13 protein-coding genes are annotated in these 16,280 nt (G+C 61.5%); all 13 read right to left on the bottom strand.

From position 1 onward, the window contains the following. Nucleotide 1: 1 nt before the first annotated feature. The 13 genes from AB3Y40_RS19745 to AB3Y40_RS19685 all read right to left on the bottom strand — a co-directional run bounded on the left by AB3Y40_RS19745 (nt 2) and on the right by AB3Y40_RS19685 (nt 16,242). Nucleotides 2-2,332 (bottom strand): relaxase/mobilization nuclease domain-containing protein, encoded by a 2,331-nt coding sequence (locus tag AB3Y40_RS19745; RefSeq protein WP_369440613.1) that lies wholly within the window; start codon nt 2,330-2,332, stop codon nt 2-4. Further along, the gene (locus AB3Y40_RS19740; RefSeq protein WP_369440612.1) at nt 2,319-2,900 is read right to left on the bottom strand and encodes a helix-turn-helix domain-containing protein; all 582 of its coding nucleotides are present in this window, start codon (nt 2,898-2,900) and stop codon (nt 2,319-2,321) included. The genes AB3Y40_RS19745 and AB3Y40_RS19740 overlap by 14 nt, the downstream gene beginning before the upstream one ends. A 561-nt stretch (nt 2,901-3,461) precedes the next feature. Beyond that, nucleotides 3,462-3,668, bottom strand: coding sequence for a hypothetical protein (locus AB3Y40_RS19735; RefSeq protein WP_093412161.1), 207 nt, complete (start codon nt 3,666-3,668; stop codon nt 3,462-3,464). A 539-nt stretch (nt 3,669-4,207) separates the two neighbouring features. Next, nucleotides 4,208-5,137 (bottom strand): DUF2493 domain-containing protein, encoded by a 930-nt coding sequence (locus AB3Y40_RS19730; protein ID WP_369440611.1) that lies wholly within the window; start codon nt 5,135-5,137, stop codon nt 4,208-4,210. 812 nt (nt 5,138-5,949) lie between these two features. Then, nucleotides 5,950-7,473, bottom strand: coding sequence for an acetaldehyde dehydrogenase ExaC (gene exaC, locus AB3Y40_RS19725; RefSeq protein ID WP_369440610.1), 1,524 nt, complete (start codon nt 7,471-7,473; stop codon nt 5,950-5,952). Nucleotides 7,474-7,600: 127 nt separating this feature from the next. Next, a complete protein-coding gene (locus AB3Y40_RS19720) occupies nt 7,601-8,584 on the bottom strand; it encodes a helix-turn-helix domain-containing protein (RefSeq protein WP_369440609.1) in 984 nt (327 codons plus the stop codon). A 479-nt stretch (nt 8,585-9,063) separates the two neighbouring features. Then, on the bottom strand, nt 9,064-9,792 hold the full coding sequence (locus AB3Y40_RS19715; protein WP_369440608.1) for a DUF736 family protein: 729 nt from the start codon (nt 9,790-9,792) through the stop codon (nt 9,064-9,066). Nucleotides 9,793-9,917: 125 nt separating this feature from the next. Next, nucleotides 9,918-10,223 carry a hypothetical protein gene (locus tag AB3Y40_RS19710; protein ID WP_369440607.1) on the bottom strand — a complete coding sequence of 102 codons (306 nt, stop codon included), beginning with the start codon at nt 10,221-10,223 and terminating at the stop codon, nt 9,918-9,920. Between the two features lie 100 nt (nt 10,224-10,323). After that, nucleotides 10,324-10,785: a DUF6915 family protein gene (locus tag AB3Y40_RS19705; protein ID WP_369440606.1), complete on the bottom strand. Its 462-nt coding sequence runs from the start codon at nt 10,783-10,785 to the stop codon at nt 10,324-10,326. A gap of 1 nt (nt 10,786) precedes the next feature. Further along, complete coding sequence (locus tag AB3Y40_RS19700; RefSeq protein WP_369440605.1) at nt 10,787-11,173, bottom strand: DUF6878 family protein; 387 nt, start codon at nt 11,171-11,173, stop codon at nt 10,787-10,789. A gap of 122 nt (nt 11,174-11,295) precedes the next feature. Continuing rightward, the gene (locus tag AB3Y40_RS19695) at nt 11,296-15,558 is read right to left on the bottom strand and encodes a strawberry notch-like NTP hydrolase domain-containing protein (RefSeq protein ID WP_369440604.1); all 4,263 of its coding nucleotides are present in this window, start codon (nt 15,556-15,558) and stop codon (nt 11,296-11,298) included. Between the two features lie 107 nt (nt 15,559-15,665). Then, on the bottom strand, nt 15,666-15,971 hold the full coding sequence (locus AB3Y40_RS19690; RefSeq protein WP_369440603.1) for a type II toxin-antitoxin system RelE/ParE family toxin: 306 nt from the start codon (nt 15,969-15,971) through the stop codon (nt 15,666-15,668). After that, the gene (locus tag AB3Y40_RS19685; RefSeq protein ID WP_074838673.1) at nt 15,943-16,242 is read right to left on the bottom strand and encodes a type II toxin-antitoxin system RelB/DinJ family antitoxin; all 300 of its coding nucleotides are present in this window, start codon (nt 16,240-16,242) and stop codon (nt 15,943-15,945) included. The genes AB3Y40_RS19690 and AB3Y40_RS19685 overlap by 29 nt, the downstream gene beginning before the upstream one ends. Between the last annotated feature and the right edge of the window lie 38 nt (nt 16,243-16,280).

Below are 16,280 nucleotides of genomic sequence, written 5' to 3'. Positions count from 1 at the left end.
CTCAATGGACCTGTCCCCGCTCGGTCTCGCCATCCACATCGCCAGTGCGGTGTTTTTCATACTCGGCGTCGGCAAGATCATCGACCACCTGGCGCAAGGCCTCCGTGTTGGCCGTCGCGGCATCGGATTGCAGGTAGACCTTGGCGACATAGAGCCGGTCGAGACGGTCCTCGAGAACCTTGTCCAGCGCATCGGCATCGCCGGATGTGAGCCGCTCAAGTTGGCGAACGTCCAGCGCCCGCGCGATCTCCTCGCGGAACGCGTCCCGCTCCGCCTCGGTCTCGAAGGGCGCGGACAACTCCCCCGCCCGCTCATGGTCCAGGACACGTGCAATCTCGTCTGCGAGACGGTCGGTACGTTCATCAGACCGCATCGCCGTTTCATCGCGGGCTGCGAGAGCTTCGTCGCGTGTGCCAACCCCAATCCCGTCTCGTAACTCGGTTTCGCGGCGGACCTGATTGATGGCCTCCGTGTCGCGGATCTCGGCGACGGCCGCGTAGGTCGCGCCAAGCCCGCGGGCGAGGTGCGACGGCATGTCCGGATATCGCGTGCGCAAGTCATCCGCGACAGCATCTGCAACAGGCGTGCGGACATCGCGTGCCTCCATGATCCGGTCGACCTCGCGGGCGATCTCACTGGCGCGGGCCGCATCGGTGATGGTCTCCCTGTAGGGCTCGGACCGGTCGATCACATCGTCCGGACGGGCGAGCAGCTCCGGGTGTACCTCAAGATACGCGCGCTGCTCCGCCTCGATCCGGCGCTCTGCCTTTGAGACCACCTCCCACTCCCGATCTTCGATTTGCTGCGCTTTCAGACCTTCTGCGCGCATCTCCTGACGGATTGTCCCTTCCATCGCCCGCACCGCATCCTCGTGATAGTGGAACCGCTCGCTCACCGCTCCCGTGACACCATCCCGGCGCAGCACGTTCTCCCGTTCCAAAAGCGTGCCAAGCGCGACATGCACGTCATTCAGGATGTCGCGCGCCTGTTCCAGATCGGCGCGGCGTTCGAGGTTCAGATCGCGCGCCTCGGCCACCTTGGCGAGATCATCGGCGATCCATTGATGCTCGAGTGCTGCATTGGAGGCGCCCGTCTCGATCCGGGCGACCACTTCCGCTGTACTGATCCCGGTGCCGCGCAGGGCCGCGTCAATCCGCGACCGCAAGTGCGGCTCGACAAGGCGTTCGAGCTGGCTCTCTTGTATGTTTGCCTCTGAGTAAACCCCGCCCTCCGAGGGGGCCTCAGACAGCGTGCTCGACCGCAATCCGAGCGGCTGCATGTGCTGGACCTGCGTCTGGATCTTGATGAGGCGTTTTTCCAGCTCGGGACGTTCCGTGTCAGGCTTCTCGGTGATCATGCCTTGCACCCGCGCGAGCTTCTCCGCATAGAGGCTTCTCAGATCCTCGAAACTTTGATCCTCGGCCATATACACATCTCCTGTTCGGTCCACCTGCCCGCCATGCGCCAGCACCTCGCCCGCGCGGAAGAGCGCTGCGGCGATATCCTCGCGGGACTCCCGCGAGGCCTCCGTGGCAAGCGAATGGTAGACGGTTCTGGTATTGGCGATCTCCGCCAACGTCTGCGTCAGATCGGCCCCCACACGCTCCCGCTCAACAGGCGCGCGACCCTCTTCTTTCGCCGCATAGATCTCGCTGGCGCGGGCGGAGTAATGCACAACCCCGCGTTCGACGCGGCGCGTGGCTTCCAGGCGCACGCCGTACTTTTCCGCCTCCTCGACCATGGCGAGGCGGAAGTCGTCATAGTTGAAGCGATGGTTGCGCCCGAGGAAGAAGAACTCGCCCTCCTGCGAGCGGCGGTTCAGCACCAGATGCGCATGGGGGTGATCGCGGTCCTCATGCACCGCGATGATGTAGTCGAAATGCCCCGCATCAGTCTGGAAGAACCGCTCGGCCACATCCGTCGCAATGTCGCGCACATCCTCGCCGCGCGTGCCGATTGGGAAGGACATGAGCATGTGGGTGGTCTGACCAAGCTTGGGCTTGAAGCCCGCATCCCACCGCTTGGCAAAGCGCTCGGTGAGGTCCTTGATGTCACCCACCTCGAGCTTCGTCTTGCCATCCAGGAACCCGCTCGAGTCCACGATATGCGTGGACTTGGTGGTGAGGTAATCGAGCTGGTTCATCAGCTGCGATTTGTTGTGCGTCCCCCCGCCCCGGATCGCCTTGAAGACCGCTGGCCGATGCCCCGCTGCCGCACGTACAAGCTGGGTCTGCTTGGCGACATGCAGCCCCTGCATCGAGCCCCTGATCCGGCTCCAGCCGTCCCGGAAGACCTCGCCGGTGACGGCGTCGACGGCGTCATTCAGCGGCATGAGCGAACTCCTTCAATGCGCTCGTGGCTTCGAGCTTCATTGCGTCCCGACGGCGACGCAGAAGCAGGTCGATCTCGTCGGCAGAATCCAGAATGAACCGCGCCAGTCCGCGCATCTGGGCAAGACGCATTTCGGTGAACTCTGGACCAGCCCCCTGCCCCATCCGATTGGCCTGCGTCATCTGCTTGGCGATCTGGACGACACCATTGCCAACCTCATGTAGGGTGGCCCGATAGCGGGCCATCTCAGCCGCCATCTGAGCGTCCGGAACGAATACCCCGCCTGCCGCCTGGATAAGCCGCCGCAACCCCTCGGCCCGGCTCTCGATCCCCGCCTTCGCCAATATCTCGTCGAGCTCCTCAAGCTCCGCAGCCGTGACCTTCACACTGACTGCTGAAACCGGGATGGCGGCATCTGTCTGGCGCTCGGCATCGGCTTTCAGGATGTAGCGCACAGCGCGTGATGTGACGCCAAAACGCTCAGCGAGGTCAGACGTCGACACACCCTGCGCCGCCTCGCGGACGATCTGCATCTTCTCCGTCTCTGTCAGGCGTTTTGTTCGGGACATGCGGAAGAAAGACCCCCTATTTCCTGCCAACTTCCACCAAGGCTGCCCCTATATTACGATAATATACCAAGACGTCAATTATATACGTCCGTAGCTTTCAGTCTCAGGCAGCCTTGGTGTCCGCTTCAAGCCGCGGCACGCTGGGACGCGGCTCTGCCGCCCTCACCACCGGGCGACCCACCTGTAAAATGGATCCCCTTCCCCAGCACCGCCCGAGGATCTGGCCGAACACCCATGTGTTCGGACGGAACCGCGGGCGGGCGCAAACCCCACCGACAGGGCGGACAGGCAGGGTCAAGGAGGGTCAGATTTGGGTCCCCAAATCTCTGCCACAAAAACCGGGAGGCCCTGGCCGATAGGTTTTTGTGGATGGCCCCCTTGAGGCTGACTGGCCGGTCTGTCGCAGCATGATCATACCGAGGAATGTGCGTCCGTGGACCGCGCAGCGACCGGCACCCGGGAGATCGCTGTTGGGATCACCCGCGCCGGAACCGGCATCCCTGGAACAGGGATCGGGCCGCCCCAAGATCGTCCTGGGGCGGCCCATCCTCGTCAGAGGATTTAGTCCTGGGGATCTTTCGCGCTCGGCGGGAACATCACCAGCTCCGAGACCGCGACCGGGAAGTCGAGCTTGAGGTTGAAGAACTCCGATCCGTCCCCGTTGCGGGTGTTGCGGAACATCGCACCCACGCGCTGAAAGCGGGTGCGCTCTTGGCCATCGGTGTCGGTGAACTTGACGGGGACGGTAGCGACGTAGTGGTTGGTCATTTGGGTTACTCCTTGTTGCGATGGGGATCACCCGGCACGGGGGCAAGAGGCCCGGTCGCAAGCGCAAATGCGGAGGGTCCGCGGCCCCGCCGTGGAAGCCGTATTTGTGCTTGCCGAAGCGTGAGCTGAGGGCACGAACGGGCCGACCCCGTGCGATCCACATCTATGAGCAAAAAGGAGTGATCCGCATGACCCTTGCCATCACGCCGACGCCACCATCCGCGTTCGCGTCCCGCCGATCCTGGCCGGGGTGCTGACGGAGCCCGCCCGCGTGGATGCGATGTTCCGAAACACCACCCGAGGGACGCGCAAGTCTTCGGCCTCAAATGCGACGTCGCGACCCCTCGCGTTTTGTCCCGCTAACGATGTGCGTGAGGTGCGCACCATCCCCAGCCCGCACCGATGCGGATGGGCCGCACTCTGACGGACCGGGTAGAGGGATGACGGTGCTGGACGGCGCAGCCTGTCGATCTTGCGACACCGATCGCACGCGTCATGAGACATGACGAAGGGGCCGCGCCAAGCGCGACCCCCTCTCTTCACTCCTGCGACGCCTTCTTCACCGGGCCCGCAACCCGCATGACCGTCAGGCCTTTCGCTTCGGCCTTCTGCCCGAGGTTCAGCGCGACCCCGTTGCCGCCGAAGAGTACAACTCCCGTCGCCGCGAACTTGTCGTCCAGTATTTCGTCGTTGCACTTGAACGGTGCCGCCCGCCCATGGGCAGACCAGCGCGGATCAAAGCGCGCCTGTGCTATCCCACGTGCCCGGGCCCACCGAGCCGCAATCATCTCCGCCCCGTGCTTGCCACCTTTGTGGCAGAGGAAGATCTCCTGATTGCGGTTCTGTTTGATCCGTTCGCGAACCTTGTCGAGCGTGTTGAAGATCACATCGACATCGGTCCAGTCGGTGGCGCCCGAGACGATCAGGGGCACCCCCTCGACTTTCGACTTCTCGGCGGTCTCGCGGTCGTGCTGCTCCAGGAGCTGCCGTGCCTCAAAGACCGCCCCGGTCTCTTGCGCCCGGACGCTTGCGCGCGACCCGGCTGCCGGGATGAAGGCGTGACCCGTCTCGATCTCGTAGCATTCCGCCGCTGCCTCGCTCATCACCTCAATGGCGCCGACAATCTCGCGCAGCTGCAGAAAGCGCGCCTGCGCCTCTTCGAGCGCGGTCTCGGCGATCTCTGATCCGTCGTGAGATTTTGCCAGCGCGCCGATCTTGTCGGCGGTGCGGTCGACCTCCTTGCCAAGCGCCACCTTCCGGCGCTGCAGGATCGTGGCGAGCCCGTGCGCCAGCGGTTCGATTTCCGCTTCAAGCCCGGTCCCGCGCAGCGGCCCGAGCAAAGCCTCGAAGCTCTCGCGGATGATGCGGTCGGTCAGGATGTGATCCTCGGGGATCGGCAGCTGTGCGTCCTTCTCGGTCAGTCCGAAAAGCTCAATGGTCTCGTAGGTGTTTGCGGTGTCGTAAGCCATGTCTGGTCTCCAGTGTTCGGTTCCAAGGCCACCACGTGAGTGTGGGGGCATGGCCGAATGCCTGGTTTCCGAATCTGCACGGGTCAGGGACGGCGCAGCCGCCGGCTTGCCGGGCGCAAAAGTTTTCCGCGCGCAGCATCTGACACTTGCGCGCCCTCACGCACGAGACCGCCCCGCGCCACAGACCCCGCCCTCGCCGAAAAGTTTTGCGATCCTTGACGCGGGCTGATTTGGGGGCCATCCGGAGGATATGCTTCCGCACTCATGTGTGTGTGTTTAGACGGTAGGTTTGCCCGACCCGAGCAGGCAAACGGCCCGACCGGACGCGGGAGACGGATGAAGTGGCGGGATCGTTTTGGCCTCAGGCCAAAACAGACCAGAGCGCAATCCGGCGGAGCGGCCGGGGAGGAACGTGCTCGCGAGGCGGGCAAACCGGAATGCCGGGTGCAACGCCGCGGTGAGGCCGCATGGCCGAATGCGCGACGGACCGAAGGGCCGTTCTCCCCTGCGACACGCGAAGCCGAGCAGGGGAGGCCGCAAGGCAAGTTAGAACTGCTTCCTAAAGAAGACCCGGGAAATTCTGAATTTCAGTTGCAGAGGTCAAATGCGGAACTTCGTTGAGGGACGAACGAACTGGTAAGATGCGGGACAAAATTGAGCTTTCGCTGCGATTGCACAATAACCTACGACCTTGACTGACCACTGGCTAGGAAGGGTGGATAGCAGCCGCTCGCTGAGTTGCCGCCCAAGGTCAGCTTTGCCCTGAAAATGGATAGAGAGGCGGGGGTCCACTTGACCCCCGCTCGATACATTTAGAAGAAGCCCAGCTTGTTGGGATTATAGCTCATCAGAATGTTTTTGGTCTGCTGATAGTGGTCCAGCATCATCTTATGAGTCTCGCGTCCGATGCCCGACTGCTTATAGCCGCCAAATGCAGCGTGGGCCGGGTAGGCGTGATAGTTGTTTACCCATACGCGACCCGCCTCAATGGCCCGGCCAAACCGATAGCAGGTGTTCGCATCACGTGACCAGACACCTGCTCCCAGACCGTACATCGTGTCGTTGGCAATCGCCAGCGCTTCGGCTTCATCCTTAAAGGTTGTAACCGACACAACCGGCCCAAAGATCTCCTCCTGGAAGACGCGCATTTTGTTGTGGCCCTTGAGGATAGTTGGCTGAATGTAGTTTCCACCTGCCAATTCTCCGTTGAACCGGGCGGCGTCGCCGCCGACCAGAACCTGAGCACCCTCTTCGCGACCGATGGTCAGGTAAGAAAGGATCTTTTCCTGCTGTTCGGTGCTGGCTTGCGCGCCAACCATGGTATCAGGATTACGCGGATCTCCGTGTTTGATCGCTTTTACACGCTCAATGCAACGGGCGATAAACTCGTCATAGATATCTTCCTGCACCAAAGCTCGCGACGGACAGGTGCAGACTTCGCCCTGATTGAAGGCAAAGAGAACAAAGCCTTCGACGGCTTTGTCGAGAAACTCGTCATCTTTGGCCATAACATCCGAGAAGAAGATGTTCGGGCTTTTGCCACCAAGTTCCAGCGTCACCGGGATCAGATTTTCGGTCGCAGCTTCCATAATTTTGCGCCCTGTCGCGGTAGAGCCGGTGAAAGCGATCTTAGCGATCCGTGGAGATCGGGCCAGGGGTGCACCCACCTCAGCTCCGTAGCCGTTGACGATGTTCAGGACACCTGCTGGCAGATATTCAGCCATGATTTCAGCCAAGATCATGATGGCCGCAGGCGTCTGTTCAGCTGGCTTCAGCACGATACAGTTGCCCGCTGCCAGGGCCGGTGCAAGTTTCCATGCCGCCATCAGGATTGAGAAGTTCCAGGGAATAATCTGGCCGACGACACCCAGTGGTTCGTGAAAGTGATATGCGACTGTATCAGCGTCGATTTCACTCATATTGCCCTCCTGGCCACGTAACACACCTGCAAAATACCGGAAGTGGTCGGCGGACAGAGGAATGTCTGCGGCCATGGTTTCGCGAATTGGCTTACCGTTGTCCCAGGTTTCAGCCTGCGCAAGGCGCTCAAGGTTTGCATCAATTGCGTCCGCAATTTTCAACAGAAGATTTGAACGCTCTGCAGCCGAAGTTTTGCCCCAGCTGTCTTTTGCGGCATGCGCTGCATCAAGGGCCAATTCAATGTCCGCCTCATCGGAACGTGCGCATTCCGTGATCGCCTCACCAGTGATTGGGGTCACGTTTGTAAAATACTGCCCTTTCACCGGCGGAGTGAACTCGCCGCCAATGAAGTTTTCATAGCGAGGCTTGAAAGGTGAGACATAAGTGCCAGTCTCAGTGTGGGTCATATCGTTCATTTGGTTCCTCCTTGACAATCCGGACCTCCTCCGGGATTGCCAAGGACCATGGCGCGTCGGCAGTTCGTTGTCTGCGGACTGAAGAAATACACCCTGGAAAGCTGTCTCAGGTGTGAGACAGATGGGATCAGGTTTGATCCAAGCCAAGCCTCTTCATGCGGCGATAAAGCGTTGCACGGCCTATTCCCAGTTGCCGGGCCGCTTGGGAAACATTGCCCCCAGCTCGCGTCAAAGCCCGGACAACGGCTGCGCGCTCGGCCTTTTTGAAACCAGTTGGTCCATCTTCCCGGCCCAATACATCACTGGCTGGTCGAGGCACGAGGGCTCCGATTGAATCAAACCCAAACACCCGTCTAGCCTCGCGAGTGGCGCCTATTATCAGGTCATCGCCATCTATTGCCAGAAGGGTCGCGGCCTCAGCATCATCACTCTCGGCAACAACAATGCGTGCCTTTTCAAAAGCTGCCCGAAAGTTGGCTTCTTCTATTGCGCGCGCGGTTTGAGCGACCTGAGCACCAATGAGGCGATTGAAGGCTTCGGTTTGATCTGCTCGAGCCGACGATACATCCAACGCTGCAACGATTTGCCCTTCTGCACCATAAATAGGCGCGTCGATGCAGCTCATTGCAGTGTTTCGTGCATAGAAATGTTCGTCCCGATGGATGATGACCTTCCTCTGCTCGGCAAGGCAAGTCCCGATGCCATTGGTCCCTTCACGTTCTTCACTCCAATCAGCCCCAACACAAAGTCCCCAAGCCTCGAAAATCGCAGCATCTGCCTCTGAAACCCTCTGATCCAGAACAACACCATCATCATCGGTCAGCAGAACGGCACATCCTGATTGACCAACCAGCGAATACAAATTGTCCAACCTGGGAGAAGCCACTGTCATGAATTTCTCGAACGCTCCGGTACGTTCGCGCAGATGCGTGACATCGATACGCTCAGGGCTCCGTTTTTCGCCCGGATCAAGCCCATGCTTCTCTGCAGAACGACGCCAACTCGCAGCCAGTCGGGACCGAGCTGCTGCAGAAGACGAATTTGCGACTTCCAGAACTTTTTCGATGTGGGCAACTGTTCTGGGCATGAATGTTTGACCTCTATGATACATGCGAAAGACTAAGTCATGAACCGTTCCGGAGCAAATCCAGCCACTCAAAAGTGTCTCAAGAGTGAAACAGTAGCAGAGAAGAAAATGTTGGGAATGGGGGAAAGATTATCCTCTCATTGAACAACCTCCAAAAAAGGCTGGCCTTTGGGCTCGGCACAATGGGTAACAAATCCATGCCGCCACATTCTAAAATGTTTCCACCGGAAAATCCAAGATGAGGGAGGCGCTTTAAAGTAGACATTCAAAGTCAGCATTCTGAGCTTCCGCTTTGGGTCATTTGGGACTCCCCAAATTGCTGTGCCCGCAAGATAGCCATCTTGGCATATCGGTCGATTTGGGCTCTCCGGTCGCATTCGCTGCGGGTGATACGAACGTCTGCAATCCGCGCAGCTGTCATTCAACCACGCCAACGCAGAAAAAGGGGAACCGTGATCCCACGGCTCCCCTTTGGGTTAAGATCGTCTCCTCTCGCGCACTGGTCACGCGACCAGCGACAGCCCCGCGCCCGCGTCCTGCAGCTGCTCACCGCTGTCGATGAACGGGATGATCGAGAAGGTCTGCCCGCCGCGCTGTTCTTCGTTCTGCACGGCGTTGACGCGCAGATCGCCATCGGGCGTGTTGATCAGCAGCGACAGATAGTCGTTGCCCGTGCGGCTGCTTTTCGTCATCCAAGCTGAGCCGACGCGGATCGGCGTGCCCCGCGGCGAGCTGACCTCGATGCGGTAGTCGGGGTGGGTCTCCTCGGTCTTGTAGCTGTTCTCGATCAGCATGAACTCCAGATCGAACATCATGTTGGCGATGTAGCCGGTGAAGGCGTTATCGGCGTCCATGGCGGTCAGCTCGCCCGAGATCGAGCCGGATTTCATCAGCCCGTTCGAGACCAGCGGGATGATCTCGAACGCGCCGCTCTGGGCCGCACGCGCCTCTTTCGTCTGCACCGCGTTGACCCGGAAAGGGCCCAGGCCGACATCGATCTGCATCGAGATGTAGGGGTTGCCGCTGGTATTGCCGGTCTCGTTCCAGGCCGTGCCGATGCGCACCTTGCGACCGGATTTGTTGACTGCCGTCACGTCAAAATCCGGGCTGCGTTCGGACATCTTGGCCCGTGCCTCCAACTGGATGGCGATGTCAAAGCGCGTCGAGTGGATCATGCCGGTGTACTCGGCGGCTGCGGTCTCGACATTGCGGGTGAGGGTTCCTGCGAACATGGGATGGTTCCTTCTTGGATAAGTCGGTGCCTGACGTCCTTGCCAGCGCATCCGGGTTTGCTTTCTCGACCCCTCATGGGATCACAAATCAGAAAGCTCGCTTTCCTTTCAGCCCCGCCCACGGGTCAGAGCTGCCGTCGGAGTGGTTGTGCTGCCTCTCCGCCGGGCGCAACGCCCCTTCGCTGCTCGTCAGGTTTCGAGTGGCCCCGCCGGTTGGGAACGCTGCAATTCTCCGGTCGCGCGATGAAGAACTCCGCTTCATCCCCGTTCAACCGTTGCCCGCTCCGGTCGGTCAGGCCAATGCAGCTGCCGTTCGGCAAATAGGTGATCAGGTATTCGCCGAGACTGTCCCTGTGGACAACGTAGCCGGTATTGGCCCAGTGCACGGTCTGACCGGCATCGACGGCCGCCTTGATGTCTTCGAGTGTCATGCGATCCTCCTCAAGAAGAATGATGGGGAAACGACGCAAGAAGCCCGATCCTCCAACCGGGCTTCCGTGCGGCATTCGTTTGGCAAACGACCGAGACCTGTCAGGCGCTTTGCGTGGCTTGCGTCGCGCGCGCCGCCATCCAATCTTTCAGGCCAAGAACCGTTCTGCCGGCTGCGACCTCGGAGGCCCAGGCAACCCTTGGGTCGCCGCAGGGCTCGGAGCCGACATGCCGGTCGATATAGCCATTTGCCATCCAAGGCTCAGGTTGTATGTGTCGCAGCCAGTCCGCCATAGTCGGGATGCGGCCCTGGCAGTCTTCACGGATATGCTGCTCGCCGATCCAGCGCACGGGAATGTCCCGACCTGCGCTATTGGTCAGGGACAGGCCGAAGACACGTTCGGCCTCAAACAGGCCTTGGGCATGGTGGCGCATGGCTCGGTGCGTGAAGAGCGCGAGGTGCTCTTTCGAGGCATCGAACCAGTCATGTATGGACTGATAGTCAGACGGCACCCCGCCGAATTTCCGGGCAGAGCTTTCGGCATGATGAAGCGGATGGGCCATCTCACAGCCCCTCGTCAAAGCTGTGCGAGCATTCGACATAGCGGTCCGCGTGATCGAGGGTGATGCTGTCTAGTGCTATGTCCCAGGTCAGCGTGCCGTAGCCGCCCTCGTTGTTTTCGAACCCCGGGTGATGGTGATAAGCGAGCGACCAGGCGAAGTCGCCAACCTCTGTGGCAAGCGGCTCCGGCAGTTGGACCTCTGCAGGCTGCACCGTCACATCCTCGACATTGCCGGAGTCGCCATAGCCTTGGTATTCGGCAGTGACCTCGCTGATGCCAAGCGCACGTAGTTGCGCGAACAGCTCTACTCTGGATGCCTTCAAGGTGGTTTCGCGCTCTGCACGCCACTGAGCCGCCATTGCGGCATAGTCGATCTGGGGATTGGTCATGGGTCTGTCCTCTTATCTGAATTTGGGGCGGGCGGGCCTGGCATTGGTCAGCGCGCGCCCGGAAAGCGCAGATCGGCCAAATCCCGATCCGCGCCGCCCGACCGGAAGCCCGCTTTGACTTTTCAGGCGGCTTGTTCTGCCGCTCTAGCGGCTCGCTGCCCCACGATCCGGGCCAGAATGCTTCCCGTGTCGATCCCGTCCCCATGCGGCAGGAACACCCGCAGCTGGAAGGCAATGATCTCAGTGAAACACCCCATGGCCTTGAGCCCATCGATCATGCCTTTATCCGCACCGCCCAACTCGAGGCGCATCTCGCCTGCGACCCGGCGACGGGTCAGGGTGAGACCCCGGCCCAGATCGACAGGCGCGGTGGTGCCGAGAGCGGCGGTCAACATCTCCTGCGGTGTTTGCGGGTTGGACACGAGGAAGCGGGCGCGCAGCGCGGCCGCGCCTTGCTCGCTCAGAGTCCGCCCGATCATGGCGGTCGCCCCGTCCGGCGTGACCCTGTAGATGCGTTCATTCGTGGTCGGAATATCCTTCCAGATCGGCAACAGCAGCCCTGTCAACAGGTAGAGCTTGGTCGTGGTGGTCTTGGGCAAGGAGGCAGCCTCGGCATCCCAAAGCCGCGCAAACTCAGGCTTGCCGATCTCTTCCCAGGCAGAGGACGCGAACCGCGTTTCTTCCAGATAGCTCGACCCGTTGGGCCGCACTGTCTTGCGCATGAGCGTGACGATGTCCTCGTCATACATCTGCATGGGGCGCGCCGAGATGAGCGCCGCGCGCCCCGAGGCGCGATTGACCATCGGCAGCTTGTCAGGATTACGCGACATGGCCTCGTCGGCGCCCAAGACATGGACGGGGTCCGTCACCTCGAGCCCGATGATCCGCGTCACAGCGCCGGATTTCGGGCAGGTCCAGAGATCCTCGGTGGAGACCTGTTCGATCTTTTCGCCACGCAGGGTTTCGACGCCGAGATCGAGCGTGCCCGCCGCGCGCGCCCGCTCAGACTGATCGGCAATCCGGCGCATGAACTCGGCAAAAAGTGCGTTCTGCATGTGGATGGGAAGGGCAAGCACCCGATTGAGAAACCGCTGGATCGGCGGCAGCTCCTCGAGCAGCACCCCGTCCTTGTCGATCAGCCGCAAGGCCGTCCAGTCGGTGAAGCTCTCGTAGCTCAACGCCTCAGCGCGCCCGGCGGCAAGATCGGCGAAATACCCGCGCAGTGCCGCTCGCGCGATCGGGCTTTCGAGATTGTCCTCCTCGCGGAACATGCCTTGCGAGCCGGTCTCGCGCTGTCCCTTGGTCAAGGCCCCCAGCTGGTCGAGGCGCTTGGCTATAGTCGAGGTGAAGCGTTTTTCGCCATGCACATCCGAGGTGCAGACCCGGAAGAAGGGCGCGCTGACCTGGGCCGAGCGATGCGTGCGGCCGAGCCCCTGGATGGCCGCATCGGCGCGCCAGCCGGGCTCCAGCAGGTAGTGCCGCCGCCGCTTCTGGTTCTTCGCCGTTTGCGCCGTGTGATAGGAGCGGCCCGTGCCGCCCGCGTCAGAAAAGATCAGGATATCCTTCTCGCCATCCATGAAGGCTTGGGTCTCGGAGGAATTGCTGCTGGCGCTACGCTTCTCGATGAAGAGATGACCATCCTCGGCCTTGAGGGGCCGGATGGACCGCCCTGTGACTTCTGCCACGGCCTCGTCGCCAAAGGCCCAGAGGATCTGGTCGAGCGCCGAGGGGATCGGGGCCAGCGTCATCAACTCCATCATGGCCGCGTCACGAAGGGCAAGCGCCTCGCGCGAGACGACCAGCGCGCCGGTCTCATCACGCAGAGCTTCCGCCACCATATTGCCGTCGATCTCGACCAGCTTTTGCGCGTGGATCGGGAAGGCCTGCTCGAGATAGCCGAGCACGTAGTCGCGCGGCGTCAGCGCACCCTCGACGAGCTCGTCTTCCGGGTCCATCGTCTCAAGCCGGCGTTTCAGCAGGCTCTCGCCTGTCGAGACCACCTGGATGACGCAGGCGTTGCCCGCCGTGAGGTCATCTTCGATGGCGCGGATGATGGTCGGGGCCTTCATGCCCATCAGGAGATGGTTGAAGAAGCGCTGCTTGGTGCTCTCGAAGCGAGATTTGGCCGAGGCGCGTGCGGCCGAGGCATTGGTCTCGCCCGAGGCATCGTTGACGCCGGTCGCAGTCAACGCGGCTTCGAGATTGTGGTGGATCGTCCGAAACGCGCCGGCATAGGCGTCGTAGATCTCGATCTGGGCCGGGGTCAACGCGTGTTCGAGGACATCGTACTCCACGCCATCAAAGCTGAGGGCACGGGCCGTGTAGAGCCCGAGCGTCTTGAGATCCCGCGCCACCACCTCCATGGCGGCGACACCGCCCGCCTCCATCGCCGAGACGAAACTCTCGCGACTCGGGAAGGGGTATTCGGGGCCTTGCCCCCAGAGCCCCAGCCGCGCGGCATAGGCGAGGTTGTGGACACTCGTGGCCCCCGTGGCCGAGATGTAGAAGACGCGAGCCCGGGGTGCTGCCAGTTGCAGCCGTAGGCCAGCAAGGCCCTGCTGGGAGGGTTTGACCCCCCTGCCCTGCTCGGACCCTGCGGCGTTCTGCATGGCATGGGCCTCATCAAAAGCGAGGACGCCTTCAAAGTCTTCACCCATCCAGTCGAGGATCTGGCTCAGTCGCGTGGTGCCGCATTTGCCCGCGGACCGCAGCGTAGCGTAGGTGACAAAGAGGATGCCGTCGCCCATCGGGATGGGCTGGTCCGGTTTCCATTTGGAGAGCGGCTGGATGTCGGCGGGCGAGCCGCCGAGATCGGTCCAGTCGCGGATCGCGTCCTCGATGAGCGTGGCGGATTTGGAGACCCAGATCGCCTTCCTGCGCCCGGCCAGCCAGTTTACTAGGATGAGCCCTGCACATTCGCGGCCCTTGCCACAACCGGTGCCGTCGCCGAGGAAATAGCCGAGGCGATAGGCGCGTGCGACTGGGTCATCGTCGGCGCGCGTCAGCCTCGTTTGGTCCTCATCGATGGTGAACCGACCAGGCAGGTCGCGCCCATGGGCATCATGCGCCATGATGATGGTCTCGAGCTGCGCCTCTGAGAGATGTCCCTCCTCGATCAATCGTGCTGGCAGGCGCAATTCCGAACTGGCGGCACCCGAAGGCACGGGTGGCGCGACAGAGGCCATGGCTATGCTCTCGACCAACGGCGTGGGATGTTCCTGCGCGCCTGCAATCTCGGTTCGTTGCGGGCGGTAGCGCGCATAGATGTCCGAGACGGGGGTGTTATCGCGCGCGATATCCAGGCTCGTGAAAGTGAGCGGGATAGCCGCATTGTCCCGAGGTTTGGAGATGGCGGCAGGCACAGCGGCGGTCTTGCGTGGGGCAAATGATGGAACGGTCGGCCGAGCAGGACTAACCACTGCCGCCCGTTGGACTGCGCGCATCTCGGTCCGGGTTGCGGCCACTGCATCGACATATGCCAAGGCCTCATCCAGATCCTGCACAGGGACGCGGATCATTTCGCCGTCCTCCTGCACCTTGTCGAAGACCATCAGCTGGGTTTCCACCGAGGTGCCGAGCTTGCGATAAACCTGTCCCGGCATCGTCAGTGCCAGGCGCGGCGTCAGGAGACTGCAGGCGCGGCACCAATGCGCGGCATCGCGGTCGTGCGTGAACCCCGGCGGCATGATCGCCACCAGGCGCCCACCTGGTGCCAGGCGCTTTGCAGCCGCAATGAGATGTTTGGCAGCGATGTGCTTGTCGCGGGATCGGTCGACCGAGGAGGCAAAAGGCGGGTTCATCACCACGACGTCGGGTAGAACCGGCGTCTGCAGCAGATCGTCGATATGCTCGCCGTCATGGCCCGTCACCTCGCCACCGAAAACCGCGCGCAGGAGGTGCTGGCGAAAGGGGTCGATTTCATTGAGCAAAAGCGTGGCACCGGCCCGGGCGGCGAAACCGGCCAGGGCACCAGTGCCGGCGGATGGCTCCAGCACGGTCTCGCCCTTGCGGATCGCCGCGGCCCGTAAGACCAGCGCCGCGAATGGCAGCGGCGTGGAAAACTGCTGCAGCCGGATCTGTTGCTCCGACCGGCGGGTTTCCGTCAGCAGCCGTGAGGCAAGCAGCTTTGCAGCAGCGATGTCACCTGCCGCGTCGGCCCCACGCAGCAGCACCTGAACAGCCGCGGCCTGCATCAGGTCATATGCCATGCGCCAGTCCCAGGCACCGCCGGCATCGCTGCCATGAAACGTCTCGCGCATGATGCGCGCGAGCGCTGAGCCACGCAGGGGTTGGTGGTCGATCTCCGCGCCGATTTGCGCGATGGCATTTGCGAGATCAGTGTCAGAGATTGGGAAAGCCGGGTTTGCCGGTTTGGGCTTGGACATGGGGATTTTCCTTTGGATCAGGGTCTGAGTTCCAAAGGAAAAAAAGCCCGCTCTACACTTTGAAGGCGTAGAACCGGCAATTTCTTAGCGGGGGGCCTGCACTCCGATCATGGCCACTGCTGCGCAGCATGAAGAACGCGCAAAATGGTCACCATCTCAGGGCTTTCAGCATAAACCACGATGTAGTTTGGCCGAACAACCATCTCCCTAGTCCCGTCCACACGGCCCGCGCGGTACATCTGAGGGCGTTCTGGAAGGAGGGACGTCTTGTGTTCAATCTCGTCTTTGAGAACTTGGGCGGCATCCGGGTTGTCGTCAGAGATGTAGTCAATGATTGCCAACAAGTCGGCGATGGCCGTGGCTTTCCATTCAAGATCGGGCCCATCAAGATTTGGCAAGGCGCTTCCCGTCAATCAATGCTTGGGCATCTTGCATCGCCTTGGCATGGGGCGTTGTGGGGCTTGGATCGTCCAGCGCTTCCTGTACCTTCGCCCGGAACCAGGCGTCATAGGCATCCGGATCAGCGGTCAATCCGGCAGGCAAGCCGCCTTCTGCGGCCACGCGGGTCAGAAGAATACGCACCGCATCGGAGAGCGTCAGACCGACGCCCGCAAGTGCGTCCGAAGCCTGTGCTTTCAGCTGATCGTCAACACGGACATGAAGCATGGATGTTTGGGCAGGCATGGATGGTCCTCCAGTTGATGGGAATGATGTATCTCATT

Source organism: Yoonia sp. R2331, from assembly GCF_041103235.1.
Taxonomy (GTDB): domain Bacteria; phylum Pseudomonadota; class Alphaproteobacteria; order Rhodobacterales; family Rhodobacteraceae; genus CANMYO01.
Note: the sequence above shows the minus strand (reverse complement) of the source record. Positions and strands in the feature narration are given on the sequence as shown.